General features: G+C 72.0%; 24 protein-coding genes and 1 other RNA gene. 12 read left to right on the top strand and 13 right to left on the bottom strand.

Annotation, left to right across the window (positions count from 1 at the left end; genetic code table 11):
• Positions 1–218: 218 nt before the first annotated feature.
• The gene (locus FHX44_RS10430) at positions 219–992 is read right to left on the bottom strand and encodes a TetR family transcriptional regulator (protein WP_246170297.1); all 774 of its coding nucleotides are present in this window, start codon (positions 990–992) and stop codon (positions 219–221) included.
• A gap of 55 nt (positions 993–1,047) precedes the next feature.
• On the opposite strand from FHX44_RS10430, the gene FHX44_RS10425 reads away from it, so the two are divergent.
• Positions 1,048–1,782 carry a tyrosine-protein phosphatase gene (locus FHX44_RS10425; RefSeq protein WP_170308864.1) on the top strand — a complete coding sequence of 245 codons (735 nt, stop codon included), beginning with the start codon at positions 1,048–1,050 and terminating at the stop codon, positions 1,780–1,782.
• A gap of 31 nt (positions 1,783–1,813) precedes the next feature.
• Here FHX44_RS10425 and FHX44_RS10420 read toward each other — a convergent pair whose 3' ends face one another.
• Both FHX44_RS10420 and FHX44_RS10415 read right to left on the bottom strand, forming a co-directional pair.
• On the bottom strand, positions 1,814–2,206 hold the full coding sequence (locus tag FHX44_RS10420; protein WP_147255303.1) for a hypothetical protein: 393 nt from the start codon (positions 2,204–2,206) through the stop codon (positions 1,814–1,816).
• A 7-nt stretch (positions 2,207–2,213) separates the two neighbouring features.
• Entirely contained in the window at positions 2,214–2,456 is a 243-nt protein-coding gene (locus tag FHX44_RS10415; protein WP_147255302.1) for a hypothetical protein, read from the bottom strand.
• Between the two features lie 118 nt (positions 2,457–2,574).
• On the opposite strand from FHX44_RS10415, the gene FHX44_RS10410 reads away from it, so the two are divergent.
• On the top strand, positions 2,575–3,744 hold the full coding sequence (locus FHX44_RS10410; protein ID WP_147255301.1) for an acyl-CoA dehydrogenase family protein: 1,170 nt from the start codon (positions 2,575–2,577) through the stop codon (positions 3,742–3,744).
• 22 nt (positions 3,745–3,766) lie between these two features.
• On the top strand, positions 3,767–4,786 hold the full coding sequence (locus tag FHX44_RS10405; protein ID WP_147255300.1) for an acyl-CoA dehydrogenase family protein: 1,020 nt from the start codon (positions 3,767–3,769) through the stop codon (positions 4,784–4,786).
• A gap of 46 nt (positions 4,787–4,832) precedes the next feature.
• Here the strand turns inward: FHX44_RS10405 and FHX44_RS10400 are convergent, their stop codons facing one another.
• Genes FHX44_RS10400 through FHX44_RS10375 form a run of 6 tightly spaced genes read right to left on the bottom strand, consistent with a single transcriptional unit; the run spans position 4,833 to position 13,216 of the window.
• Complete coding sequence (locus FHX44_RS10400; protein ID WP_147255299.1) at positions 4,833–5,744, bottom strand: DUF3592 domain-containing protein; 912 nt, start codon at positions 5,742–5,744, stop codon at positions 4,833–4,835.
• Position 5,745: 1 nt separating this feature from the next.
• Positions 5,746–7,434: an ABC transporter family substrate-binding protein gene (locus FHX44_RS10395; RefSeq protein WP_147255298.1), complete on the bottom strand. Its 1,689-nt coding sequence runs from the start codon at positions 7,432–7,434 to the stop codon at positions 5,746–5,748.
• Between the two features lie 17 nt (positions 7,435–7,451).
• Positions 7,452–9,131 carry an ABC transporter family substrate-binding protein gene (locus tag FHX44_RS10390; protein WP_147255297.1) on the bottom strand — a complete coding sequence of 560 codons (1,680 nt, stop codon included), beginning with the start codon at positions 9,129–9,131 and terminating at the stop codon, positions 7,452–7,454.
• Positions 9,132–9,170: 39 nt separating this feature from the next.
• Positions 9,171–11,312 (bottom strand): ABC transporter ATP-binding protein, encoded by a 2,142-nt coding sequence (locus tag FHX44_RS10385; RefSeq protein ID WP_147255296.1) that lies wholly within the window; start codon positions 11,310–11,312, stop codon positions 9,171–9,173.
• Entirely contained in the window at positions 11,309–12,232 is a 924-nt protein-coding gene (locus FHX44_RS10380) for an ABC transporter permease (protein ID WP_147255295.1), read from the bottom strand. Before FHX44_RS10380 ends, FHX44_RS10385 begins: the two co-directional genes overlap by 4 nt.
• 6 nt (positions 12,233–12,238) lie before the next feature.
• The gene (locus tag FHX44_RS10375) at positions 12,239–13,216 is read right to left on the bottom strand and encodes an ABC transporter permease (RefSeq protein ID WP_147255294.1); all 978 of its coding nucleotides are present in this window, start codon (positions 13,214–13,216) and stop codon (positions 12,239–12,241) included.
• Between the two features lie 183 nt (positions 13,217–13,399).
• Here FHX44_RS10375 and FHX44_RS10370 point away from each other — a divergent pair, with 183 nt between their 5' ends.
• The 9 genes from FHX44_RS10370 (at position 13,400) to FHX44_RS10330 (ending at position 19,901) form a co-directional block, all read left to right on the top strand.
• Positions 13,400–13,912 carry a helix-turn-helix transcriptional regulator gene (locus FHX44_RS10370; protein WP_147255293.1) on the top strand — a complete coding sequence of 171 codons (513 nt, stop codon included), beginning with the start codon at positions 13,400–13,402 and terminating at the stop codon, positions 13,910–13,912.
• Positions 13,913–13,944: 32 nt separating this feature from the next.
• Positions 13,945–15,054: a peptide chain release factor 2 gene (gene prfB, locus FHX44_RS10365; protein WP_147255292.1), complete on the top strand. Its 1,110-nt coding sequence runs from the start codon at positions 13,945–13,947 to the stop codon at positions 15,052–15,054.
• Between the two features lie 49 nt (positions 15,055–15,103).
• Positions 15,104–15,793 (top strand): cell division ATP-binding protein FtsE, encoded by a 690-nt coding sequence (ftsE, locus tag FHX44_RS10360; RefSeq protein WP_147255291.1) that lies wholly within the window; start codon positions 15,104–15,106, stop codon positions 15,791–15,793.
• Between the two features lie 4 nt (positions 15,794–15,797).
• A complete protein-coding gene (ftsX, locus tag FHX44_RS10355) occupies positions 15,798–16,700 on the top strand; it encodes a permease-like cell division protein FtsX (protein WP_147255290.1) in 903 nt (300 codons plus the stop codon).
• 40 nt (positions 16,701–16,740) lie between these two features.
• Positions 16,741–17,226 (top strand): SsrA-binding protein SmpB, encoded by a 486-nt coding sequence (gene smpB / locus FHX44_RS10350; protein ID WP_147255289.1) that lies wholly within the window; start codon positions 16,741–16,743, stop codon positions 17,224–17,226.
• Entirely contained in the window at positions 17,223–18,128 is a 906-nt protein-coding gene (locus FHX44_RS10345; RefSeq protein ID WP_147255288.1) for an amidohydrolase family protein, read from the top strand. The genes smpB and FHX44_RS10345 overlap by 4 nt, the downstream gene beginning before the upstream one ends.
• Positions 18,129–18,175: 47 nt before the next feature.
• On the top strand, positions 18,176–18,517 hold the full coding sequence (locus FHX44_RS10340; RefSeq protein WP_147255287.1) for a hypothetical protein: 342 nt from the start codon (positions 18,176–18,178) through the stop codon (positions 18,515–18,517).
• A 54-nt stretch (positions 18,518–18,571) separates the two neighbouring features.
• Positions 18,572–18,966: a transfer-messenger RNA gene (gene ssrA / locus FHX44_RS10335) on the top strand.
• A 245-nt stretch (positions 18,967–19,211) separates the two neighbouring features.
• Complete coding sequence (locus FHX44_RS10330) at positions 19,212–19,901, top strand: helix-turn-helix domain-containing protein (RefSeq protein ID WP_147255286.1); 690 nt, start codon at positions 19,212–19,214, stop codon at positions 19,899–19,901.
• Between the two features lie 28 nt (positions 19,902–19,929).
• Here FHX44_RS10330 and FHX44_RS10325 read toward each other — a convergent pair whose 3' ends face one another.
• The 4 genes from FHX44_RS10325 to FHX44_RS10310 are packed head-to-tail and all read right to left on the bottom strand — an operon-like array spanning position 19,930 to position 24,057.
• Complete coding sequence (locus FHX44_RS10325) at positions 19,930–20,958, bottom strand: C40 family peptidase (RefSeq protein ID WP_147255285.1); 1,029 nt, start codon at positions 20,956–20,958, stop codon at positions 19,930–19,932.
• A complete protein-coding gene (locus FHX44_RS10320; protein WP_147255284.1) occupies positions 20,955–21,437 on the bottom strand; it encodes a poly-gamma-glutamate biosynthesis protein PgsC/CapC in 483 nt (160 codons plus the stop codon). The genes FHX44_RS10325 and FHX44_RS10320 overlap by 4 nt, the downstream gene beginning before the upstream one ends.
• Entirely contained in the window at positions 21,437–22,630 is a 1,194-nt protein-coding gene (gene pgsB / locus FHX44_RS10315) for a poly-gamma-glutamate synthase PgsB (RefSeq protein WP_147255283.1), read from the bottom strand. The genes FHX44_RS10320 and pgsB overlap by 1 nt, the downstream gene beginning before the upstream one ends.
• Entirely contained in the window at positions 22,627–24,057 is a 1,431-nt protein-coding gene (locus FHX44_RS10310) for a HAMP domain-containing protein (RefSeq protein ID WP_147255282.1), read from the bottom strand. Before FHX44_RS10310 ends, pgsB begins: the two co-directional genes overlap by 4 nt.
• Positions 24,058–24,439 lie beyond the last annotated feature (382 nt).

Here is a 24,439-nt window from a genome sequence, read left to right as displayed (position 1 = left end):
CTCTGCGTGACCTTCGTCGGTCACTCATTCGCCGCAGCCTACGGTGTGGCTCGCGGCACTCGTTCAGCACGTGCGGCACCTCGTGGTCCCCACCCACCACCATGATCATCCGGCAGCGCCGGGACCAGCGCCGACCGCCCGTGGACGACCGGCTCGCCGTCGGCAGGACCCGCGCCGGGACGGGCGCTCGTGGCGTACCCGATCGGGTGAGGCCGAGATCAGGTCGCGACCGCGCGGAGATAGGTGCTCGCGAGCGTGTCGGTGATCTCGTCGACGGACGGTAGTTCCCCGCCCGGCGCTGCCTCGAGGGTCGGACGCAGCAGCATGTGCGTGACGATCGGCCCGAGCAGGAGCTGGACGAGCATCGGGAATGGGAGCGGCTGCAGTCGTCCCGCCTCGATGTGCGGGGACAGCAGCGCCCGCAGGCTCTCCGTCGTGCGCGGGACCATCGCCTTCAGCATCGCCTGGCCGGGACCGCCGGGCCGGCCGCATGCGTCGGCGAAGATCGCCGGCAGCACGCGAGGTTCCCGCGCGAAGGCGCTGATGATCGCCCGGTGTACCTCGCGCAGGAGCTCGCAGAGGTCGTCCGGCGGATCGGCGGCGAGCGCCTCGAGGTCGGGCAGCGGGCCGAAGCGGTCGAACACCGCGGTGAGCAGGCCGTCCCGCCCCTCGAAGAGGCCGTGCAGGGTGGGCAGGGCGCAGTCGGCCGCCGCGGCGACGGCGTCGAGGGTGGTGGCGCCGAGCCCCTGCTCGGCGATGAGCGACGCGGCGGCCGCGATCGCGCGCTCCCGGGCCGGGGGGCGGCCACCCGGGTCGACGCCCGCGCGCCGCACGGCGTCGTCCAGCGGCCCGCGGGTGCCGCCGAGCCGCCGCAGCAGCGTGCTGCGGGACATGCCTGCCGCGGCGGCGATCGCCGCGAGCGGCACGTCCGCGACGTCGCGGCCACGGGCGCGCGCCACCGTCAGCGCCGCGGCCACCAGTTCCTGCTCCACCTGACACACGATACGTGGTGGTGTCTGATGATGTTCCGCATGCGAGGGTGGTGTCGTGGCTGCACCCGTGGATCGCTGGCTCGCTCTGGAAGGTCTCGACAACATCCGTGACGTCGGCGGGCTGCCGCTGCGCGACGGCGGCACCACCCGGCGAGGGGTGCTGTTGCGGAGCGCCTCGTTGCGGTACTGCACGCAGGCCGACATCACCCACCTCGTCGAGGAGTTCGGGCTGCGGCTCGTGCTCGACCTGCGCACGGAGCGCGAGCGGGAGCGGTCGGTGAGCCCGGCGGCCTTCGCGGAGGCCGGCGTCGAGACCGTCGCGCTGAGCTTCATCCCCGAGGAGGGGCGCGAGCTCCCCGAGACCGAGGAGGACGTGGATCCGCTGGTCCACATCTACCTCGGTTACCTGCGCGACCGCGCCGAGAACGTCGTCGCGGCCGTACGGAGGCTCTCCGCGGCCGGCCCGACCCTCGTGCACTGCGCGGCGGGCAAGGATCGCACCGGCGTGCTCGTGGCGCTCGTGCTGGACGCCGTGGGCGTCGAACGCGACGCCGTCGTGGCCGACTACGCGCTCTCCGGGGAGCGGATCGAGGCGCTGTTCCGGAGGTGGACCGCGGCGTCGGGCGACCCCATGCCGGACGACCTCACCCCGCACCTGCCGCGGGCCGAGGCGATGGCCGCCGTGCTCGACCACCTGGACGCCGAGCACGGCGGTGCCGCGGGCTGGTTGCGCGCCCACGGGCTGGAGGAGGATGCGCTCGCCCGGCTGCGCGACCGGTTGACGGGCTGACGCGACCGCCCCGCTCGCACCGACCTGCCGATCAGGGGAGCTCCTCGATCGCCACCGTCGTGTCCAGCTTGCGCAGGGCCGCGGGATCACCCGTCACCGCGGGCCAGCCCCGACGCTTGGCGCTGGCGGCCACCTGACCGGCCACGATGTCGTCCTGGCCGGACGCGGCCAGCAGCAGCCCGGACTCGTGCGCCGACACCGTGCCGAGCTCGTCGATCACCGTGTTGGGCAGGTCGAGCAACACCTGGAGGGCCGGGTGGTGCTCGGGCTCGAGCATCGACCACGCGCGGCCGAGAGCGGCGCTCGGCACGGCCAGCACGATGTTCTCCTCGACGGCCGCCCACACCAGCGCCCGCACGTACACGGGCCGGCCGATGGCGAAGGCGGCGAGCGCGGTGGCGTCGAGGACCCGCCCGCCGATCATGCCGGCATCAGACGGCGGCAGCCCGACGCACCAGGCGCAGAGCTCGTCGTGCCTCCGCGAGCTCGTCGGGAGGGGGCGGGCCGCCGTAGAGATCGGCGAGCGCCGCCAGTGACCGGTCGCGCAGCTGCCGCGCCGACACGGCCTCCGCGATGTAGGAGGAGATGCTCCGCGCGGTCCCGCGCCGCACGGCGTTGCGGGCCTCGGCCACCAGTTCGGCCGGCAGGCTCACCGTCACCCGCTCAGTGCGCATATGCGGAGAGTACCTGGGAACGCCGGGCGTCCTCACCCACCGTGCCGGAGGTGGCGCAGGTTACCCGCGGGTATGCCAAGGTGGGTGGCGAGTCGCCGATGCGCGCGAGGAGGCCGCGATGGACCTGACCTACACCGCAGCGGAGGAGGAGTTCCGCCGCGAGCTGCGGACGTGGTTGCGGGCGAACATCCCGGAGGAGTGGACGCGCCCGGGGTTCTGGGAGGCGCTCGACCCCGATGAGAGCTTCCGGCTGCGCCGGGACTGGGAACGCGACAAGGCGGAGGCGGGCTTCGCCGGGATCGCATGGCCCACCGAGTACGGCGGCCGCGGCGGCACCGCGGGCATGAAGGCGATCTACGACGAGGAGATGGTGCGCGCGAACGCGCCCCGCACCGTCAACGCGCTCGGCCTGACCTTCCTCGCGCCCACCGTCATGGCGATCGGCACGGACGCGCAGAAGAAGGAGATCATCGGGCCGCTGCTGCGCAACGAGGTGATCTGGTGCCAGGGCTTCTCCGAGCCCGGCGCCGGGTCCGACCTCGCCGCGATCTCCACCCGCGGGGTCCGCGACGGCGACGATTTCGTCGTCAACGGGCAGAAGGTGTGGACCACCAACGCCGTCCACGGCGACAAGATCTTCACCATGGTCCGCACGGAACCGGGGTCGCAGCGCCACCGCGGCATCTCCATGCTGCTCATCGACATGCACCAGCCGGGTGTGGACGCCCGGCCGCTCAAGCAGATGAGCGGGGCCAGCGAGTTCGGCGAGGTGTTCTTCGACGACGCCCGCGTCCCGGCCGGCGAGTGCCTCGGCGAGATCGGCGAGGGCTGGCGCACGGCGATGCTGCTGCTGTCGTTCGAGCGCGGGGCGTCCGGGATCGCGCAGTACACGGAGTTCCGGCGCCAGTACGACGAGATCGCCGCCGTCGCGAAGCGCCTCGGCCGCCACCGCGACCCGGTGGTGCGCGGCGAGCTCGCCCGCGTCCTCACCGAGCTCGAATGCCTGCGGTTGCACGCGATGCACGTTCTCACGCAGGTCGAGCAGGGCCGCGACCTCGGCTTCGAGGCGTCGATGACCAAGCTGCAGTGGTCGGAGACGTACCAGGACCTCTGGGAGGTCTTCGACGACCTCCTCGGCGAGGACGCCACGCTCGACTCGATCGACGGGCTGGACCTGCGCCCGCTGCACGCCCAGTCGATGTGGTCCCGGTCGGTCACCATCTGGGGCGGCTCGTCCCAGGTGCAGCGCAACGTCACCGCCGAGCGCGTGCTCGGCCTGCCGAGGTAGCGGACGCCGAGAGGACGCGATCATGTTCTTCGCACTCACCGAGGACCAGCGCGAGTTCGACGGCGCCGTGCGCGGCTACCTCGCCGACCGGTTCGACCTGGACGCCGTTCGCACCGTCTTCGAGGACACCGGAGGTGACGGGCACCCCGCTTCGCTGTGGAAGGCCGCGGGCGAGCAGGGCTGGCTCGCCGTGCTCGTTCCGGAGGAGCACGACGGCCTCGGCCTGGGCCTCGTGGAGGCCCAGGTGATCGCACGGGCGCTCGGCGCGGGCGTGGCTCCCGGGCCGTGGCGCAGCACCGTGCTGGCGGGCGAAGCGCTCCGCCTCGCAGGCTCCGACGAGCAGAAGGCGGCCTGGCTGCCCCGGTTCGCCGCGGGCGAGGCCGTAGGGGCGTTCACCCTGCGCGGCAGTGCCCCCGGCGCCCTGCCCGCCGTCGAGTACGGCGCGGTGGCGGACGTGGTTGTCGCGCGGTCCGGCGACGGGTTGACGCTGGTCCAGGGGGCGACCGCCACACCGCGCGGGTCCCACGACGGCACCACCCGGCTCGCCGACCTGGACGCCGCCACGGGGGAGCCGCTGCCGGGAGCGACCGCGGAGGTGATCGACGAGCTCGCAGCCCGGGCCACCGTGCTCGTCGCGGCCGACCTCGTCGGTATCGCGCGCGAGGCGATCACCCGCACCGTCGCCTACGACCGCGAGCGCCAGCAGTTCGGCGTGCCGGTCGGGTCGTTCCAGGCGATCAAGCACGCGCTGGCGGACCTGCACGTGGGCGTCACGATGGCCGAGCACGCGGCGCTGTACGCCGCGCACGCCGTGGACGAGCGCCTTGCGGACGCGCCGCTCGCCGTCAGCGTGGCGAAGGCGAAGGCGAGCGACGTGGCGCTGCAGGCCACGGGCGCGATGATCCAGTACCACGGCGGCATCGGCTACACCTGGGAGCACGAGGCGCACTTCTTCTACAAGCGCGCCAAGCGCCTCGCCGGGCAGTGGGGCGACGCCGACGCCCACCGCGTCCGGATCGCCGACCTGACGCTCCCGGCATAGCCCGCGGCGCACCGCGCTGCGGGGGCTACGCGAGTCGGGGAACGCGTCAGCTCGGGTCGGAGCCGCGGAGGGCGGCGAGCCACAGCCCGAGCGCACCGAGCAGGGCGGTCGTCGCTGTCCACGTGGTGATCCCGGCGCCGTCGACGACGGTCCACAGCAGGGCGGCGATCGGGGCCGGGAGCAGCAGTGGGAGGTCCGCGCGGAACTGCCGGCGCAGCGGCGCGAGGCGGGCCATCCGCTCGATCGTCGACGCGTCCGGCGCGGCCGGGTTGTCGGTGCGCCGACCGCGCGGCTCCCGCGTCCGGACCGGCCCGGACGGGTGCAGCACCCGCCCCTCCACGTCCACGGCGACGAGGCGGTCGCGCAGCGGGTCGCCGTGCACGCGCACGGTCGCGGGTGAGGGGAGCCCGACGAGCACCGGGTCGAAGTGGACCGGGATCCAGCGGTGGGGCGCCGTCTCGGTCTCCAGCCAGCTGCGGGCGATGAGCCCGGACTGGATCCGCACGCGGCGCACCGGGACGCTCCGCGCGGGGCGTGCGGCCGCGTGCCTGCGGCTCGAGAGCTGCCAGCCGCCCACGAGGACCACGAGGGCGGCGACGGTGGCCGCCAGGTACAGGGTGCCGAGCTCGCTGTCCGCATCGGCGAGGACGGCCGCTCCGGGCACGAGCGGCGTGCCCGGAGCGTCCGGGTCGTAGGCCACCTCGGTGCGGGTGCCGACCGGGGGTGCCGGGCCGGCGAGCTCGACGGGATCGGTCCGCTCGGTGCCGCCCTCCGGGGTCCAGCGCACCTCGACCCGGTTCCCGTCGACCGCGCTGACCGTGCCGACGGTCCGCCCGGTGAAGGGTGCCAGCTGCCGGGAGGCGGCCGTGAGCGCCGTGCCCGCGACGAGGGCGAGCACGGCGCACACGGTGAGGACGAGCCCGGTGGTGACCAGCCCGTACCGCAGGGCCCGGGTCACGTCACGCGGTGAAGCCGATCTCGGTGTAGTCGAGGTCGGCGAACCCCTTGGCGCCGAAGTTCGCGAGCGTGCTGCGCACCGCGACCGCTCCGGTGGCCTGGTACAGCGGCACGTAGGGCATCTGCTCCCAGAGCGCCTGGTCGATCCGTTGGCAGAGCTCGATGCGCTTCGCGTCGTCGAGCTCGGCGCTGGCCTGCGCGAACAGGGCGTCGATCTCCGGGGTGTTGATGCGGCTCACGTTCGACTCGCTGCCCGAGACGAAGACCTCGCGGCTGCTCGTGATCGGGAACGGCGAGCCGGAGTACGCGAAGCCGATCATGTCGAAGTTCCCGGGGTTCACGTACTGGTCGAACAGGTCCGCCGAGGCCACCGGGACCACCTCGACGCCCACCCCGATCGCCCGCAGCTGCTGCGAGGTGATGGCGACGATCCGCTCGCTGATGGGGTTGCCCGCGGTCGCGACGTAGCGCACGTCCAGCGGCTGCCCGTTGCGCACGCGGGCCTGGCCCTCGCCCGGTGAGACCCAGCCCAGCGCGTCGAGGGCGGCACCCGCGGCTGCCGGGTCGTACGCGACGCCCTGGGCGTGGTCGACGTAGTTCTCCGACCCCTGCACGAAGATGAACTGGTTGAGGGGCGTGATGGTCGGGACGATCTGGCCGACGAGGGCGGTCGCGATGGCCTGGCGGTCCATGCCCTGCACGATGGCCCGGCGCAGCGCGGGATCGGACAGGACGGCGCCCGGTCCGCCGTTGAACGTGATGTGGTTGAACAGGGGCTCGACGGCCTGCCGCACGACCACGCCGGGAATTCCCTGTGCACGGGCGGACAGGTTGACGTCCGATCCGATGCGGTAGCTGTCGATCTCGTTGTTCGCCAGCGCGTCGGCGAGCGCGCTCCGCTCGACGACCCGGAAGATGATGCGGTCCAGCTTCGCGGGCTCGCCCCACCACTTCTCGTTGCGGACGAGGGTGATCGTCTGCCCGGTGGTGTCGACGTTCTCGGCGCGGAACGGGCCCGCCGTCGTTCCGATCGAGGTCAGCCAGCCCCGGTTGAACGCCTCCGGGTCGGTGTTGGTTGCCGCCGGGTAGATGTGCTCGTACATCGCGCGCCACTCGGCGTAGGGGGTGGCGAACGTGACCACGGCCTGCTTGTCGTCCACGCCCCGCTCGACCGACGCCACGCTGTCGTACCCGGCGGTGTCGGCGGGCAGGTAGGCCGGGTTCGTGCCGTTCAGCGCCTGCCACTGGGCCTGCAGGTCGCGCCACGTGATCGGCGTGCCGTCGTCCCAGCCGGCAGCCGGGTTGATCGTGTAGGTCACGACCTGCGGGGCGGTGGAGGTGAGCTCGATCGAGGTGAAGTAGTCCTCGTCGAGGCTCACGGTGCCGTCGGCCTCGCGGACGAACGCGCCGGGCAGCAGGGCTTCGACGATCTCGCGGTTGTCGACGAGGTTGCCGTCGACGTGGTTGATGTTGAAGTTGTCCGGGATCGCGTCGATCGGCCAGCGCAGGTCCCCGCCGTCGCGGACCTGCTCGCGCGCGACGGGGTTGATGTCGTTGACACCCCGCTGCTGCTCGTCGATCCCGGCGAGCCCGCCGCCCGCGTCACCGGCGCCGCCACCTCCACCGCATGCGGTCAGCAGCAACGCCATGGCCACGGCGCCCACCGCGAGACGGCGCGAACGGGTTCTCATCGTTCTCCCTGGTCTGGTCAGCCGACGAAACCGATGTCGGCGTAGTCGACGGAGGCGAAACCCGGAGCTCCGTAGTTGGCGACCGTGCTGCGCACGGCGTAGGCACCGGTGGACTGGTAGAGCGGTAGCTGCGGCATCTCCTGCCAGAGCAGCTGGTCGATCTGCTGGCCGAGCTCGATCCGCCGGGCGTCGTCGAGCTCGCGGATCGCCTGGTCGTACAACGCGTCGATCTCGGGGGTGCCGATGTGGCCGTAGTTCTGCTCACCCGTGGTCGAGTAGACGTTGCGGGTCGACGTGACCGGGAACGGCGTGCCTTCCCAGCCGAACGTCACCATGTCGAAGTTGCCCGGCGTGACGTACTGGTCGAAGAAGTCACCTGCCGCGGCCTGCACGAGCTCGACGCCGATGCCGGCGGCGGCGAGCTGGGACCGGACCAGCGCCGTGACCCGCTCGGTGATCGGGTTGCCCGCGTCGGTCACGAGCCGCAGGGTGAGCGGGCGCCCGTTGTTCGTGCGGACCTGCCCCGCGCCGGGGGACGTCCAGCCGAGCTGGTCGAGTGCGGCGGCGGACGCCGCCGGGTCGAAGGCCACCACCTGTGAGTGATCGACGTAGTTCCTCGACCCCTGCACGTAGATGTAGTTCCCCAGTGGCGTGGTCTCCGGGACGATCTGGCCGATCAGCGCGCGAGCGATGGCCTGCCGGTCGATGGCCCGGGCGACCGCGCGGCGCAGCGCGGGGTCCGCCAGCGGGGCGCCGGGCGCGCCGCCGAACGTGATGTGGTTGTACCGCGGCTCGACGGCCTGCCGGATCTCGGTGCCCGGGATGGTCTGCGCGCGGGCGAACAGGTTGACGTCCGAGCCGATCGAGTACCAGTCGATCTCGTTGTTGGCGAGCGCATCGGCCAGCGCTCCGCGCTCGACGACCCGGAAGATGATGCGGTCCAGCTTCGGCCGATCGGCCCACCACTTCTCGTTGCGCGCCAGGGTGATCGTCTGGGCGGTGGTGTCGACGGTCTCGAACCGGAACGGCCCCGCCGAGGTCGGCACGGCGTTGATCCAGCCGCTGTTGAACACTGCCGGATCGGTGTTGGTGGACGCCGGGTAGATCGGGCTGAACAGGCTGCGCCACTCGCTGAACACCCGGGCGAACGTGACGACGGCCTGCTTGTCGTCCGCGCCGCGCTCGACCGAGGCGATGTCCTCGTACCCCGTGGTCGAGGCCACCAGGAACGCCGGGTTGCTGCCGTTCAGGGCCTGCCACTGGGCCTGCAGGTCGCGCCACGTGATCGGCGTGCCGTCGTCCCAGGCGGCCTCCGGCCGGAGCGTGTAGGTGATGGTCTGCGGCTCGCTGGAGGTCAGCTCGATCGAGGTGAAGTAGTCGGTGTCCACCTCGACGGTCGCGTCGGGCAGGGTGCGGTGGGCGCCGGGCATCAACGCCGACATGACCTCGCCGTTCACGCCGAGCGTCCCGTCGACCTGGTTGCGGTTGAAGTTGTCCGGGAGCTGGTCGAGCGGCCAACGCAGGTCACCGCCGTCCGGGATCTGGTCCCGCGGTACGGGATTGATCTCGTTCTGGCCCTGCTGCTGCTGGTCGGGCGCCACCACCGGGGCGCCACCACCTCCGCCGGAACCGCCGCCACAGGCGCTCACGGCGAGCGCGGTGACGAGCGCCATGACGGTCGTCGACCGGATTCGCATGGTGGTCCTTCCTGTCACGGCCCTCTCACAACTGCAACGTCACAGCACGGCGTGCGGTGCGGCGTAGTGGCAGGCCACCTCGTGGTCGTGGGTCTCGCGGGCCTTGCCGGGCGGCGGCTCCAGCCGCGGGTCGTCGGTCTCGCACCGCTGCCGATCGACGGCGTCGAGCGCGGCGTACCGGAAGCACCGGGAGCGGAAGCGGCACCCGGACGGTGGTTCGGCCGGGCTGGGCAGGTCGCCGGTGAGCAGGATGCGTTCGCGGGAGCGCTCGACCGCGGGGTCGGGCACCGGGATCGCCGAGAGCAGCGCCTGGGTGTACGGGTGCTCGGGCGCCCGGAACACGGTGCGCACGTCGCCGATCTCCACGATCCGCCCGAGGTACATCACGGCGACCCGGTCGGCGATGTGCCGCACGACCGACAGGTCGTGGGCGACGAAGAGGTACGCGAGCCCCAACCGGACCCGCAGGTCCTCGAGCAGGTTGATCACGCCGGCCTGGATGGAGACGTCGAGTGCCGACACCGGCTCGTCCAGGACGAGGAGCTTCGGTTCGAGCGCCAGGGCTCTCGCGATGCCGATCCGCTGGCGCTGTCCGCCGGAGAACTCCGCGGGGTAGCGGCTCGCGTGCTCCGGGCGCAGCCCGACCAGCTGCAGCAGCGCGGGAATCCGCCGCCGGACCTCGTCCCGCGGCACGTCGTGGGTGACGAGCGGCTCGGCGAGGATGTCGGCGACCGGCATCCTCGGGTCGAGCGAGGCGATCGGGTCCTGGAACACCACCTGGACGTCCCGTCGCAGCGCCCTGCGGTCCTTCGTGGTCAACGTGCGGACGTCGCGGCCGAGCACCTCGACCGTGCCGCGTTCGGGCGCCTCGAGCCCGAGGATCTCCATCAGGGTGGTGGTCTTGCCGCAACCCGACTCCCCGACCAGGCCGAGCGTCTCGCCCGCCCGGATGTCGAAGCCGACCCCGTCGACGGCGTGCACGGTGCCGACCCGCCTGCGGAAGACCGTTCCGGTCGAGACCGGGTAGTGCTTGATCATGCCGTCGACGCGCAGGACGGTGTCCCGCTGCTCGCGCGGCGTCTCCGGCGGCCCGGGCGGTGGTTCCGCCCCGTACACGTCGGCGGCGTCACGCCGTTCGAGCTCGCTGCTGCGGTGGCAGGCCGCCCGGTGCTCGTCGTCCCGGTGCTCGTCGTCCCGGTGATCAGCGCCCGCGACCGGCGCGAGCTCGGGCTCGACCTCGCGGCAGAGGTCGACGGCGAGGGGGCAGCGCGGGGAGAACGGGCAGCCCGGCGGCATGTCGGTGAGTGCGGGCGGTTGCCCCTCGATCGGGACGAGCGGCCGTCGCTCGTCCGCGTCGAGCCGGGGGAGTGAGCCGAGAAGACCGAGGGTGTAGGGCATCCGCGGGCGTGCGAACAGCTCGTCGACGGGCGCGGTCTCCACCGCCCGGCCCGCGTACATGACCATCACGCGGTCGGCGGTGCCGGCGACGACGCCCAGGTCGTGGGTGATCAGCATGATCGCCGCACCGGTGACCGCCCGCGCGGTCTTCAGCACCTCCAGCACCTGCGCCTGCACGGTGACGTCGAGCGCGGTGGTCGGCTCGTCGGCGATGATCAGGTCGGGGTCGTTGGCGATGGCCATGGCGATCACCGCGCGCTGCCGCATGCCCCCCGAGAACTCGTGCGGGAAGGCGCGGGCCCGCGCGGTGGCGTTCGGGATGCCCACGAGGTCGAGCAGCTCCACCGCCCGTGCGCGGGCGGCGGACGCAGACATGCCGCGCCGGTGGATCCGCAGGGCTTCGGCGATCTGGTCGCCGACGGTGTAGACCGGCGTGAGCGCGGACAGCGGGTCCTGGAACACCATCGCGATCTTGCGGCCGCGGATCCGGGAGAGCTCGGCGTCCGGCTTGCCGAGCAGTTCGACGCCCTGGAACCGCACGGAGCCGGTGACGCGCGCCTGGCCGGGCAGCAGCCCCATGACGGCCATCGAGGACACCGACTTCCCCGATCCGGACTCCCCGACGATCCCGAGCACCTCGCCCGGCGCGAGGTCGAGGTCCAGCCCGCGGACCGCCTCGACCCGCCCTGCCTCGCTGGGGAACGACACGGTGAGGTCCCGCACGGACAGCACGGGCTCGTTCGCCGCCATCGGCTCGTCGAAAACAGGTTCAGCGAGGCTCATCGGTCGCCCTTGGCCGCACGCTGGGAACTGGCGTCGAGCGCGTCACGCAGGCCGTCGCCGACGAGGTTCACCGACAGCACCGCCACCACCAGGAAACCCGCGGAGAAGAGGAAGAGCCACGGGTAGGTCAGTGCGGAGTCGGTGCCCGCGGCGATCAGCGAGCCCAGCGACACGTCGGGCGGCTGCACCCCGAAACCGAAGAACGACAGGCCCGTCTCGGCGAGGATCGCGGACCCGACGGTGATGGTCGCGTCGATGATCAGCAGTGACGACATGTTCGGCACGATGTGCCGGAAGATGATCTTCCAGGGGGGCACGCCCGTGAAACGGGCGGCCTTGACGAACTCCCGCTCGCGCAGCGAGAGCGTCATGCCGCGCACGATCCGGGCCGTGATCATCCAGCCGAACGCGGCGAGCAGCACGACGAAGACCAGCCACGTCTCGCCGCGGAAGGTCGGGGAGAGGATGGCTATGATCAGGAACGAGGGCAGGACGAGCAGCAGGTCCACGACCCACATCAGGACCCGGTCGACCCAGCCGCCGAAGTAGCCGGCCGCCGCGCCGACGACCGCCGCGAGGCCGGTCGAGATCAGGCCGACGAGCAGCCCGATGACGAGCGACTTCTGCAGTCCGCGCATGGTCTGCGCGAAGACGTCCGCGCCGACCTGCGTCGTGCCGAACCAGTGGTCCGCGGACGGCGCCTCGAGGAACGAGGTGTAGTCGAGCTGGTCGTACCCCCAGTCGTTCACCAGCGGGCCGATGTAGGCGAGCGCGAACAGCAGCACGATCGAGGTGAGGCCGAGCAGCCCCTGCCAGTTGCGGAGGAAGCGGCGAGCGACGAGCCGGCCGCGGGTGGTCCGTCCCGCCACGACGGGCTCGGCGGGCCCGACGGGCGCGGAGCTCTCGACCGGTGCGGACATGCCTTCTCACCTGATCCTGATGCGCGGGTCGAGTGCGGCGTAGAGGACGTCGGACAGCCAGCCCGAGACGAGGACGAGGATCGCGATGAAGAGCGTGACGATCGCGACGATGTTCGTGTCCTGCTGCTGCACGCCGTAGACCAGCCAGTCGCCCATCCCGAACCAGCCGAAGATGCGTTCGGTGAACACGCCCCCGGTGACGAGGAGCCCGAACCCGAACGCGAAGAGCGTGGCCATCGGGATGAGCGCGGTGCGCAGGCCGTGGGTGAACAGCGCACGGCGGCGGGTGAGGCCCTTGGCCTGCGCGGTGCGCAGGAAGTCGCTGCCGAGCACGTCGAGCATCGCGCTGCGCTGGTAGCGGCTGTAGTAGGCGATCTGGCCCAGCGCGATGGCGAGCGTGGGGAGCACGAGGTGCTGCAGGCGGTCGACCAGCTCGGCCAGTGCGCTGCCCTGGAAGCTCGGCGTCACCTCGCCCTGGAAGTAGAGGATCGTCGTCCCCGCTGCCTCGTTGAGCTGCAGGCCGCCGAACTTGAGCAGCTGTGCCAGCACGAAGACCGGGGTCGACAGCACGAGGAACGAGAAGAACGTGGCGGCGTAGTCGCCGAACCGGTACTGGCGCACCGCGCTCGCGACCCCGACGATCACCCCGGCCACGACGCCGAGCACCGTGCCGACGAGGAACAGCCGCAGGCTCACCCCGATGCGGCTGTAGAGCTGGTCCGAGATCGGCACACCGGTCACCGTCGTCCCGAAGTCGCCCTGCACGACGTCGCCGAGCCAGCCGACGAACCGCTGCGGGACGGGTTCGTCGAGCCGCAGCTCGGCCCGCTTGGCCTCGATCACCTCGGCCGGCGGCGGCGGGATGCGCTCGGCGAAGTTCGCCAGTGGATCGAACGTCAGTGCCGCGAGGCTGAAGGCGAGGAAGGTGGCGACCAGGCAGAGCGCGACGTAGTTGACGAGGCGGCGCACCAGGAACCGGACCATGCGTCTCCTTGCCTACGCCGGGCGGGTCTGATCTGGTGTCCATCCTCGCTCGCCGGGATGTTGGCGGGAACCTTGGGGCGCCGTCTGTGAGCTCGGCGTGAAGTACGAGCGCGCTGTGACGCTTCGTAACACGGCGATACACGGTCGTGGCGATCCGCGGCCCCGGATGGCACGGTGGCCCGCATGCCGGCCCCGCGAGCTCCCGCCGTGAACGCCACCGCCGCCGCGCTGCTCGGCCTCCTGCACGAGGGCCCCATGTCGGGCGGACAGCTCGTCACGGCCGCCAAGGAGCGCTTCGGCGCCTTCTTCTCGGTCACCCGCAGCCAGGTCTACCGGGAGCTGCCGGCGCTCGCGGCCGCCGGGTTGCTCGAACGGGGGGAACAGGGGCCGCGCGCGTCGCAGCAGTACGTGCTCACGGCCCAGGGGAAGCGGGCGTTCCGGGCGTGGGTGGCGGCCGGCCGGGGCGCGGACAGCCTGCGCAGCCCGCTGGTGTTGCGGCTGCTGCACGCCCGCACGCTCGGCCCCAAGCAGCGGGCCGAGCTGGTGCGTACCAGCCGGGAGGCCTACACCGAGCGGCTCGCGGCGGCCCGCGCGGCGGCCCGCGCCGAGCGCGACCCGTACCGGAAAGCGGCGGCCGACTTCGCGGTGGCCCACGTCCGCGCGGTGCTCAAGCTCATCGACGCCATCCCGGAGTGAGTGGCCCCCGCCTGCGCGTAGCCTGAAGTGTTGTGAACCCCGACGCCGCGGCCGATCTGAAGGACCTCTCCGCCACCCTGGAGAGCATCGAGGCGGTCACCGACCTGCCCGCGCTGCGCGCCGAGATCGCCGACCTCTCCGACCAGGCCGGCCAGCCCGACCTGTGGGACGACGCGGAGGCGGCCCAGCGCGTCACCAGCCGCCTCGCCCACGCACAGGGCGACCTGCGCCGCCTGGACGACCTGCGGCGCAGGCTCGAGGACCTGCCGATCCTCTACGAGCTGGCCGAGGACGAGGGCGACCAGTCCGCGATCGCCGACGCCGACGCCGAGCGGGCCAAGCTCCGCGAGGAGATCGCCTCGCTCGAGGTGCGCACCCTGCTGTCGGGCGAGTACGACCCGCGCGAGGCGCTGGTGACGATCCGCTCCGAGGCGGGCGGGGTGGACGCCGCCGACTTCGCCGAGATGCTCATGCGCATGTACCTGCGCTGGGCCGAGCGGCACGGCTACGGCGTCGACGTCCTCGACACCTCCTACGCGGAGGAGGCGGGCATCAAGTCGGCCACGTTCCAGGTGCACGCGCCGTTCGCCTACGGCACCCTCTCGGTCGAGCAGGGCACCCACCGGCTCGTGCGGATCTCGCCGTTCGACAACCAGGGCCGCAGGCAGACGTCGTTCGCCGGGGTCGAGGTCCTGCCGGTCACCGAGACCACCGACCACGTCGACATCCCGGAGAACGAGATCCGCATCGACGTGTTCCGCTCCTCCGGCCCCGGCGGGCAGAGCGTCAACACCACCGACTCGGCCGTGCGGATCACCCACCTGCCCACCGGCATCGTCGTGTCCTGCCAGAACGAGAAGTCGCAGATCCAGAACCGGGCGGCGGCGATGCGGGTGCTGCAGTCGCGCCTGCTGGAGCAGCGCCGCCGGGAGGAGAAGGCGGCGATGAACGCGCTGAAGGACGCCGGCTCGTCCTGGGGCAACCAGATGCGCTCCTACGTGCTGCACCCGTACCAGATGGTCAAGGACCTGCGCACCGAGCACGAGGTCGGAAACCCCTCGGCCGTGCTCGACGGCGACATCGACGGCTTCATCGAGGCAGGCATCCGCTGGCGCCGCAGCCAGGCAACGGCTGACGCATAGGCGGGTCGGTGCCCGGGGTGGGACCGACCCACGAGTAACCTTCCGCGTCGTGATCCGCCTGGAACGCGTCACCAAGCTGTACAAGACCTCGACGCGCCCGGCTCTCGACCGGGTGTCGATGTCGGTGGAGAAGGGCGAGTTCGTCTTCCTCATCGGCCCGTCCGGCTCCGGCAAGTCGACGTTCCTCCGGCTGTTGCTGCGCGAGGACGTGCCCACCAAGGGCGACATCTACGTCTCCGACATGAACGTCGCGAAGCTGCCGCGGCGCCGCGTGCCCAAGCTGCGCCAGCGGATCGGGTGCGTGTTCCAGGACTTCCGGCTGCTGTCGAACAAGACGGTCGGCGAGAACGTCGCCTTCGCCCTCGAGGTGATCGGCAAGTCGCGCAACACCGTGAACAAGGTCGTGCCCGAGGTGCTCGACCTCGTGGGGCTCACCGGCAAGGCCGACCGCATGCCGCACGAGCTCTCCGGCGGTGAGCAGCAGCGCGTCGCGATCGCGCGGGCCTTCGTCAACCGGCCGCAGGTGCTGCTCGCCGACGAGCCGACGGGCAACCTCGACCCGGACACCAGCCAGGACATCATGCTGCTGCTGGAGCGGATCAACCGGACCGGCACGACCGTGCTCATGGCCACCCACGACCACTCGATCGTCGACTCGATGCGCCGCCGGGTCGTCGAGCTCGACCTCGGCACCGTCGTCCGCGACGACGTTCGCGGCGTCTACGGCGTGGGGCGGTAGAGGTATGCGCACCGACTTCGTCGTCCGCGAGGTCGCCACCGGCCTGCGCCGCAACGTCACGATGACGATCGCGATGGTGCTCACCACCGCGATCTCGCTGGGCCTCGTCGGCACCGGGCTGCTCGCCGTCCGCACGATCGACCGCACCGAGCAGCTCTACAGCGACCGCTTCGAGGTGCAGGTCACCCTCACCGCGGACGTCTCGGCCGCCGACCTCGACTGCAGCCAGCCGATCTGCGCCGACCTGCGCGAAATCCTCGAACGCTCACCGGTCGTGGAGTCGGTGCGGTTCCAGAGCCAGCAGGAGGCCTACGAGCACTTCCAGGAGCTGTTCGCCGGGCAGGCCCTCGCCGAGGTCGCCCGCCCGCAGTCGCTGCCCGCCACGTTGCGGGTGCGGCTGGCCGACCAGTCGGCGGGCGCCGACGCCGTCCGCCAGGCCATGACGGGGCAGGTGGGCGTGCGCAACGTGATCGACCAGCGTGAGGTTGTCTCCAAGCTGTTCGACATGATCGGCAGCTTCCGCGACGTCACGTTCGCGCTCGCCGTCGTGCAGGCGATCGCGGCCCTGCTGCTGATCTCCAACACGGTGCAGGTCTCGGCGTACACCCGGCGCACCGAGGTGGGCGTGATGCGTCTCGTCGGCGCCACCCGCTGGTACACGCAGCTGCCGTTCCTCATCGAGGCGGTGGTCACCGGTGTGGTCGGCGCCCTGATCGCCGTCGCAGGCCTGCTGGCCGGGAAGTACCTGTTCGTCGACGAGCTGCTCTCCGGCATCGTGGCCAACGGTGTGGTGCCGCCGGTCGAGCTCGCCGACATCCTGTGGGTCGCCCCGATCCTCGTGATGATCGGTGGCGGGATCGCGGCGGTCACCGGCTACGCGACGCTGCGGATGTACGTGCGCCTCTAACCGCGAGCCTCCGATCCCTCCGTCCGCGTACGCTGGACCGGTGAAGGAGACGGGGCGCAAGGTGATCGCGCAGAACCGCAGGGCGCGACACGACTACACCATCCTCGACACCTACGAGGCCGGCGTGGCGCTGATGGGCACCGAGGTGAAGAGCCTGCGGCTGGGCCGCGCCTCCCTCGTCGACTCCTTCGCCACGATCGACGACGGCGAGGTGTTCCTCCGCGGCCTGCACATCCCGGAGTACACGCAGGGCAGCTGGACCAACCACGAGCCCCGGCGCACGCGCAAGCTGCTCCTGCACCGCGGCGAGATCGAGCGGCTCATCGGCAAGATCCGCGAGGGCGGGCTCACGCTCGTGCCGATGTCGCTGTACTTCAGCGACGGCAAGGTCAAGCTGGAGCTGGCGCTCGCCCGAGGCAAGCGGGACTACGACAAGCGCGCCGACCTCGCCAAGCGCGACGCCGACCGGGAGATCCAGCGGGCGTACGGACGCGCCGTGAAGGGACGGGCGCGGGAGATGCGGTGACCGTTCCGCCGCCTCCGGAGTCCGACGACGACGTCCCGCGGTTCCTCGCCGATCTCGGTGTGCCCGGGATCGTCGACATCCACGTGCACTTCCTGCCGGAGCGGATGCTGCGCAAGGTCTGGGCGTACTTCGACCAGGCGGCCACGCACTACGGCACGGCCTGGCCGATCCACTACCGCACCCCCGAGCCGGAGCGGGTCGCCACGCTGAAGAAGCTCGGGGTGCGGACGTTCGCGCCGCTCGTCTACCCGCACAAGCCGGGCATGGCGCGCTGGCTCACCGAGTGGGTCACGCAGTTCGCCGCCGCCACCCCCGACGCGGTGCCCACGGCCACGCTCTACCCCGAGCCGGACGTGGCCGACTACCTGGCCGCGGCCGTCGAGTCCGGAGCCAGGGCGGTGAAGGTGCACGTGCAGGTCGGCGCGTTCGACCCGCGGGACCCGATGCTGCGGCCGGCATGGGGGCTTCTCGCCGAGGCGGGCGTGCCCGTCGTCGTGCACTGCGGGCACGGGCCGATCCCCGGCGCCCACACCGGGCTCGACGTCTTCGGCGAGGTCCTCGCCGAGCACAGCCGGCTGTGTGCCGTCCTCGCGCACGCGGGGATGCCCGACTTCGGCACCGCGCTCGACCTCGTGCACCGCCACGAGGGCGTGCACATCGACACGACGATGGTCGGCACCGCGTTCAGCGGCCGGTTCGCACCGCTGCCGGCCGACTGGCCCGCGCGACTCGCCGACGTCGCCGACCGCGTGGTCTTCGGCTCGGACTTCCCCAACATCCCCTACCCGTACGCCGAGCAGGTGCGCGCGGTCGCGGAGTGGGCCTCCGCGGACCCGCGGCTCGGCGTCCCGTTCCTCCGCTCGGTGCTCCACACGGCTCCGGCCCGGCTTCTGGGCCTCTGACCAGCCCGGTTATCGATCCCGGGAAGCGGGTACACCCGGGAATGGCAATGGCGCTGACAATCGTCGTCGTCCTGGTGTTGCTCGCCGCGATCGCGATGGCCGCGATCCTCGCCGTGTACGGCAGCCGACGAAGGCGTGAGCAACAGCGCATCGAAGCCGCCATCTCCGACCAGCCCGCACCCGCCGACGAACTGCCGTTCTTGCCGGATCGGGCCGGTGGATGGCACGGTCCGAGCTGCAGCGGAGGGTTCCCCGCGGTCGACCCGGCCGCTCCCCACACGCGGGTGCCGGCGCAACGCACCGGCGACCACGACCGTGACGGGCGCGAGCCGGGCCGTGCCCTCGCCGGCCGTCGCCTGCGGCGACGCGGCTCGTCGGAACCGGGATGAACGACGGGTGTCCAGGCGTTACACTCGACGGACGCCCGACAGCCGGGCGTAGAAGGGGGTGAACGGTTTCGACTCCGGATGCGGAGCGAGGGGAAGCGTGCCGAGGAAGGCGACGATGATCTCGAAAACCATACGTCGCAAAAAAACAAGTGCCGCTAATACGCAGCACGCCCCGGCTAAGGCCAGCCAGCGCGACTTCGCGCTTGCTGCCTGATCCAGTAAGGGGCTGTCGGTCCGGGTGTGTTCCCGACCCGGGGTCCGGCATCAGCTAGGGGACTTACCTGTCCACCCGGTCGCGGGGTGGGCGGGGACACCGAACAGCGACTGGGATCGTCACACCGGCTCGTCCGCGTGACCGGTGGATCCGAGTAGAGGCACAGCGGACTGCGCACGGAGAAGCCCTCGTGAAGTGACGGAGGACCCGGGTTCGATTCCCGGCACCTCCACGCCCAGGCGCCCCCGGTCCGCGGAACGCGGACCGGGGGCGTTTCGGGTTTTTCTGGGGGCGCAGCCCCAGACCCCCGCCCGGAGGGGCGCCGCCCCCCGGACCCCCTGTCCCGGACCTCCCGGTTCCGCAGAGCCTCATGGCCCGGCCCTTCACGCACGAGGTGTCCACCGAAAGTGGGGAGCACGCCTCGTCCATCGCGTTTCTGGGGCCAAGGCCGGGCAGCGATGAGGTCTAGGATCGCGCCCGATGGGACTGATCTTCAACGCCGTCGCCGGCGAACTCCCGCTGGTGCAACGGGTGTGGTCGGCGAGCTGTGACGCCGCGACCGGCTTCACCTCGGCGGCGAAGGCCTCATCCATGATCGCGTTTGCCCGGAGCGGTGACGGGTTGACGGTGCACGTCCGCGGACCGGAGACGGCGGGCACATCGCTGACGTGCCCGGAGGGCTGCGAGTTCTTCGGCGTCGAACTGCGGCTCGGTGCTTATCTGCCGCTGTACCCGCCCTCCGGTCTGACCGACCTCAACGATGCGTTGTTGCCGACCCTGCCGGGCGGCCGGATCCTGCTGGCCAACCGGGACTGGGAGATGCCGACCGAGCAGAACGTCGATGTATTCCTCGACCGGCTGGTGCGCGCAGGTCTGTTGGTCTTCGACCCTCTCGTCGACGAGATCCGGCACGGCGAACGACCACGCGGCATGTCGGAACGGATCGCGCAGATCAGGTTCCGCCGGGCTGTCGGGATCTCGCACCGCAAGCTCGTCAGCATCGAGCAGGCACAGCACGCCGCGCGACTCCTCACGGCGGGGAGATCGATCGCCGACGTGGTGACCGCCGGCGGCTACTACGACCAGCCGCAGCTCGCGCGGGCGATGCGGTGGGCGACCGGCCACACCCCGGGCGAGTTGCGGTCCGGCATCCCGTTCCTGGCGTTGTGATGCGGCGTTACGGGCACGTGTGCAGGGGTCACAGCCGCTTCGCCGACCGGAACGACCGCGCGTAGTACCCCCCGTCGTCGAGCAGGGACGTCCCGCCGAGGTCACCGAGGGTCGGCCCGTCGGCGCGCACCCGGCTGGACACGAACCGGTGCCCGCCGGACTCGTCCCGTCCCAGGTAGATCGCCACGTGGTCGGTCCGGCCGTCGGCCGTCTTGTCCAGGTCGAAGAACAGCAGGTCCCCGGCCTGGAGCACACCGAGGTCCGTCGGGATCCCGCCGGTGTCGGGCAACAGGGTGACCCCCGGCCCGTTCTCCGACATGGCCCGCGCACGCCTCGGCAGGCCCGGCCCGCGGTCGTTGGTGGGGATCAGCGGGTAGCCGGCCCGGAAGCCGTAGACGAGCCGGACGAAGCCGGAGCAGTCGACGGTGCCGTAGCGCACCGGGTCGGGCTCGCGTCGCGCGCCGTCCGCGAAACTCCAGTCGACGCCCAGGTAGTCGTAGAAGTCGTTGTTCTCGATGGGTGGGCTGCCCGGCGGCGGAGGCGGGCCGAAGGCCGCGTCGCCCTTGAACCGCACCTCCTGGGCGTCCCGTTCCTCCGGCGCCCCGTCCAGGTAGTCCTGCGCGAACGCCAGCACGTCGGGCTCGGTGCTGCCGAGGTTCGTCTCCAGCCAGTCGCGCACCCAGGGCGCGTTCTCGTCCTCAGGGCGCCACTCCTGGGGCAGTAGCCGCACCCACACCCGCGTGGTCACCGCGCGGCCGGGGAACTGGGGTTCGGCGAAGGTGCGCTCCGGCCCGTCGAGGGTGACCGTGCGTGCGCCGTCGGTGAAGGTGGCGAGCACCGTGCCCGCCGCGTCGACCACGGTCGTACGAGCGGGCCCGTCGCGGCGCACGAAACCCAGCTCGGTCGACACGGGCGCGGGAGCCGACGGCGACACCGCGATCGAGGCCACGCGTGCCTCCTCCCGCTCCGCTCCGAGGACGATCCCGCCGACGCCCACCCCGACGGCCAGCACACCCATGAGAGCGCGGCGGAGGAGGAGCCTGCTCCGGCCGTTCACTGGACGGACACCGCCCCGAGCACCAGCCCGCTCGCGAGCACCCCGTAGCTGGCCAGGCTCACCGCCGACGTCGCGAGCACGGTGGCCGCCGGCGGCTGCCGCACCAGCTGGTAGGCGACGAGGCCCGGGATCACGAAACCGAGGGTCTCGTGCGCGAAGAGCAGGGGGTAGTCCCGCTGGACCAGCAGGAACAGGGCGGTCGAGAGCAGCACCGACAGCATCATGACGGCCGCGAACAGACGCTTGCCGTAGAGGATCACCAGTCGTTGCAGGACGCGCACCCCGAGGTAGGTGACCACCGTGACACCAGCGATCACCGCGACCTTCAGCGCGTCCTCCACGAGCGTGAGGGCCAGCCAGCCGGGCGTGATCATGCCGCCGGGCGAGAGGTTGGTGGTGAGGTAGCAGATCAGCGCGAACAGCAGCCCGATCGCGAGGGCGAGGGTCGCCGCCTGCGGCGCGAGGATGGCGGCGAACATCAGGCCGCCTCGGCAGCCACGGCCCGAGGCAGCGCGGCGATGTGGGAGAGCAGCACCTCACCCTGCCCGTGGATGTTGCCGACCGCGACCACGCACGCGTGTCCCCCGGGCCCGAACGCGACGCTGTCCAGGAAGGCGTCGACGTCGAGGTCACCGCCGAGGTCGAGGACCCGGTCGGCGAGCTCGCGCGGCACTCTGGCCCGGGCGCTGTGGGTCTGTTCCCCGATCAGCACGATCCGGTCCGGCTGGATCCGGCCGGTCAGCTCGCCCATCTGCCCGTTGCGCTCGATGCGGTCCGGACGGCAGTTGATCACGACCGTGAGCGGGTCGTACAGCAGGCCGCGGTCCTCGAGGAGATGGATGTTCATCAGCGTGGACTCGGGGTCGTTCGCGGCGAAGACGTTCGCGAACGCGAGCCGGCCGCGGCCGGTGGCGTAGGTGTCGACGGTGACCGTGCCGGGGTCCGGACGCGCCGCGACCATCCCGGCCATCGCCTCCCCCCGGCCGACACCGCACAGCTGCGCGACGGCCAGCGCGACGGCCACGTTCTCCTTGAACGTGATCCACCGGAAGCGCTCCATCTCGTCGTCCCGGACGGACTCGGGGTCCACGACGACGAGCTCGCAGTCCCGCTTCCGGGCCTCCTCCTGCAGGATGTGCAGCCGGTCGCGCTCGGCGGTGACGCAGATCCCGCCGACGGGCATCGACCGCGAGAGCGAGCGGGCGACGTCGTCGAGGGTGGGCCCCATCTCGTCGAGGTGGTCCTCGCGGACGTTGCAGATCACGCAGATCGTGGAGCGCACCAGCTTCTTCTCGTTGATCTCCTGCAGGTCCGGCAGCACGGCCATGCACTCGATCACCAGCGCGTCCGGCCCGCAGGCCGCCGCGCGGCGGATGATCCCGATCTGCTCGACGATGTTCGCGATCCCGAACTTGCGGTGCACCGGCTCCTCGGTGCCGTCCGGGAGGATGAAGCGGGCCGCCGTGCCGGTCGTCTTCGCGACCGTCCGCAGGCCGCCGCCGCGCAGCGCCCCGGCACACAGCCGGGTGATGGAGCTCTTGCCGCGGATGCCGTTCACGACGACCCGCTCCGGGATCGAGGCCAGGCGCCGGTGGTGGCCGCGCTGCTCGACCAGCCCGGCGACCAGGAGGAACAGGCAGCCGGCCACGTACACACCGAACAGGTACGTCACGGGCGGATCTCCCCGGCAGGACCGGTGTGCGTCACGGCGAAATGGTTGGTCGCCGCGACGGCGGTGCCGAGCTCGTCGAGGCGCTGCGGAGCGAGCGGGGGCACCTCGTCACCGGTGGCCAGCCGCTCGACGTGCCGGGCCAGCCTGCGGGCGGGCAGCACGACCGTGACCGTGGTCCACGCGAGTGCCCCGACCGCCAGGCTCGTGATCAGCGCGATCACGACGAGGGTGGCGCGCCTGCTGCCGTCGTCGGCCAGCGCGGCGACCGTCACGTCCTGCTCCTCGATGAGCACCCATCCGAGATCGGTGGGCGCGCCCGGGGCGCTCACGAGCCGGGCCGCGGCACCCCGCCCGTCGACCGGCTGCTCGGCACGGGGGGCGTCCGTGGACACTCTCGCGGCGAGCGCCCCGAGCGCCGGGTCGTCCAGCGGCTCGAACGCGGTGTAGCCGCCGGTGTCGAGCACGGTGGCGCGCTGCGGGTCGACCACCCGGGTGTCGCCGCCGGCCGCGCGGATCACGTCGTTCAGCGCGCGGGGGTCGAACTCGGCCACGAGCGCGGTCGTGCCGTCCATCGGGGCGGATGCCCGGACGAGCGGTTCGCTCCCGGAGGTGTTGGCCTGCACGACCCGTGGCTCGGCGGGCGGAACGGCGACCGGCTCGTCGAGCGCGGGACCCGCGGTCACGATCGGCCGGCCTGCCCGGTCGACGATCGACACCGACCGGAACAGCGGTTCCGCCGCGAGGATCCCACTGACGGTGGTGCCGGGGTCGGCGACGACCCCGCCGGTCGGCGGGTCGGCCGCCCGTTGGAGTGCGGTGAGCCCGCCGCGCAGTGCGGCGTCCAGTTCCGCGGCCCGTTCATCGGCCCGCACGCCCGCGGCACGGGCGACCTCCTCGATGGGCAGCGCGGCCCCGCCGACGGTCGCGATCGCGGTCGGCACCACCCAGCCGAGTACGAGCAGGGCGACGAGGCACGGCGCAGCGGCGAGCGGGACCACCAGGCGACGGGGCCGGGAGCTGCGCCGGCTGACGCCGCTGGGGTGGAACCGGTACAGCCCCAGCGCGACGCGGTCCAGCTCGGCGACCCGCCCACGGGGCACCATGTCGACCCGATCCTGGGCGGCCATGCGCGCCGTCGCGTCCGCGAACCGCCGGACCGGTACCACGAGACCGCCCCACAGCAGGACGTGCCCGACCGCAGCGACGAGCACGAGCGCGCCGGGGATCCGCAGGTCCGGCCACCTGCCGTCACCGGCGACCGCGATGGCGCTGAGCGCGGCCGCGCCCGCCTGCATCGCGAACAGCGCGACGAGCGGCCCACCGCTCACCCCGGCCAGGAAGCCGGGCTGCGGGAAGGGCGTGAACGGCGGGGCGGAGATCACCCGCATGGGGAGCGGCATCGTGGACGGGCCGGCGATCATCTCCATGTGGGGTGGGATCGTCCGCGGGGGGCAGGGCGTGCTCAACGAGCGTGTCCCTTCGCATGGTCCGGGTGCCGGTGGTCACACCCCCACGTGCCCACCGGCGCCGCATGGTCACAAGATCAATATCTGATCAATCACGATATCGGCACGATGCACCCCGGACGGTGCAGTTCCCGTCACCGAGCGATGACCGAGAGCCGTGGAATCGGCGAGCGGAGGGGAAGTCGATTCACTCGGAAGAGTGACACCCGGGCGCCTCGGCGAGCGGTCACTCCAGGACGGTCTCGGACATCCGCGGATGTAACACCAGTCGCCCGGTCCTCACGTCTCGGCGCGCTCGGCTGTCGCCGCCAATGCCGGGACGTGCACCTCGACGACTGCGGAA

The sequence above is a fragment of the Pseudonocardia hierapolitana genome (assembly GCF_007994075.1).
GTDB lineage: Bacteria > Actinomycetota > Actinomycetes > Mycobacteriales > Pseudonocardiaceae > Pseudonocardia > Pseudonocardia hierapolitana.
Note: the sequence above shows the minus strand (reverse complement) of the source record. Positions and strands in the feature narration are given on the sequence as shown.

Coding starts and splice junctions, on each gene's coding strand:
- FHX44_RS10405 (WP_147255300.1), top strand. CDS start 3,767: ATGTTCTTCGCACTCACCGAGGACCAGCGCGAGTTCGACGGCGCCGTG.
- FHX44_RS10340 (WP_147255287.1), top strand. CDS start 18,176: ATGGCGCTGACAATCGTCGTCGTCCTGGTGTTGCTCGCCGCGATCGCG.
- FHX44_RS10390 (WP_147255297.1), bottom strand. CDS start 9,131: ATGCGAATCCGGTCGACGACCGTCATGGCGCTCGTCACCGCGCTCGCC.
- FHX44_RS10330 (WP_147255286.1), top strand. CDS start 19,212: ATGGGACTGATCTTCAACGCCGTCGCCGGCGAACTCCCGCTGGTGCAA.
- FHX44_RS10385 (WP_147255296.1), bottom strand. CDS start 11,312: ATGAGCCTCGCTGAACCTGTTTTCGACGAGCCGATGGCGGCGAACGAG.
- FHX44_RS10375 (WP_147255294.1), bottom strand. CDS start 13,216: ATGGTCCGGTTCCTGGTGCGCCGCCTCGTCAACTACGTCGCGCTCTGC.
- FHX44_RS10370 (WP_147255293.1), top strand. CDS start 13,400: ATGCCGGCCCCGCGAGCTCCCGCCGTGAACGCCACCGCCGCCGCGCTG.
- FHX44_RS10410 (WP_147255301.1), top strand. CDS start 2,575: ATGGACCTGACCTACACCGCAGCGGAGGAGGAGTTCCGCCGCGAGCTG.
- FHX44_RS10420 (WP_147255303.1), bottom strand. CDS start 2,206: ATGATCGGCGGGCGGGTCCTCGACGCCACCGCGCTCGCCGCCTTCGCC.
- FHX44_RS10395 (WP_147255298.1), bottom strand. CDS start 7,434: ATGAGAACCCGTTCGCGCCGTCTCGCGGTGGGCGCCGTGGCCATGGCG.
- FHX44_RS10380 (WP_147255295.1), bottom strand. CDS start 12,232: ATGTCCGCACCGGTCGAGAGCTCCGCGCCCGTCGGGCCCGCCGAGCCC.
- FHX44_RS10310 (WP_147255282.1), bottom strand. CDS start 24,057: ATGGAGATGATCGCCGGCCCGTCCACGATGCCGCTCCCCATGCGGGTG.
- FHX44_RS10415 (WP_147255302.1), bottom strand. CDS start 2,456: ATGCGCACTGAGCGGGTGACGGTGAGCCTGCCGGCCGAACTGGTGGCC.
- ftsX (WP_147255290.1), top strand. CDS start 15,798: ATGCGCACCGACTTCGTCGTCCGCGAGGTCGCCACCGGCCTGCGCCGC.
- FHX44_RS10320 (WP_147255284.1), bottom strand. CDS start 21,437: ATGTTCGCCGCCATCCTCGCGCCGCAGGCGGCGACCCTCGCCCTCGCG.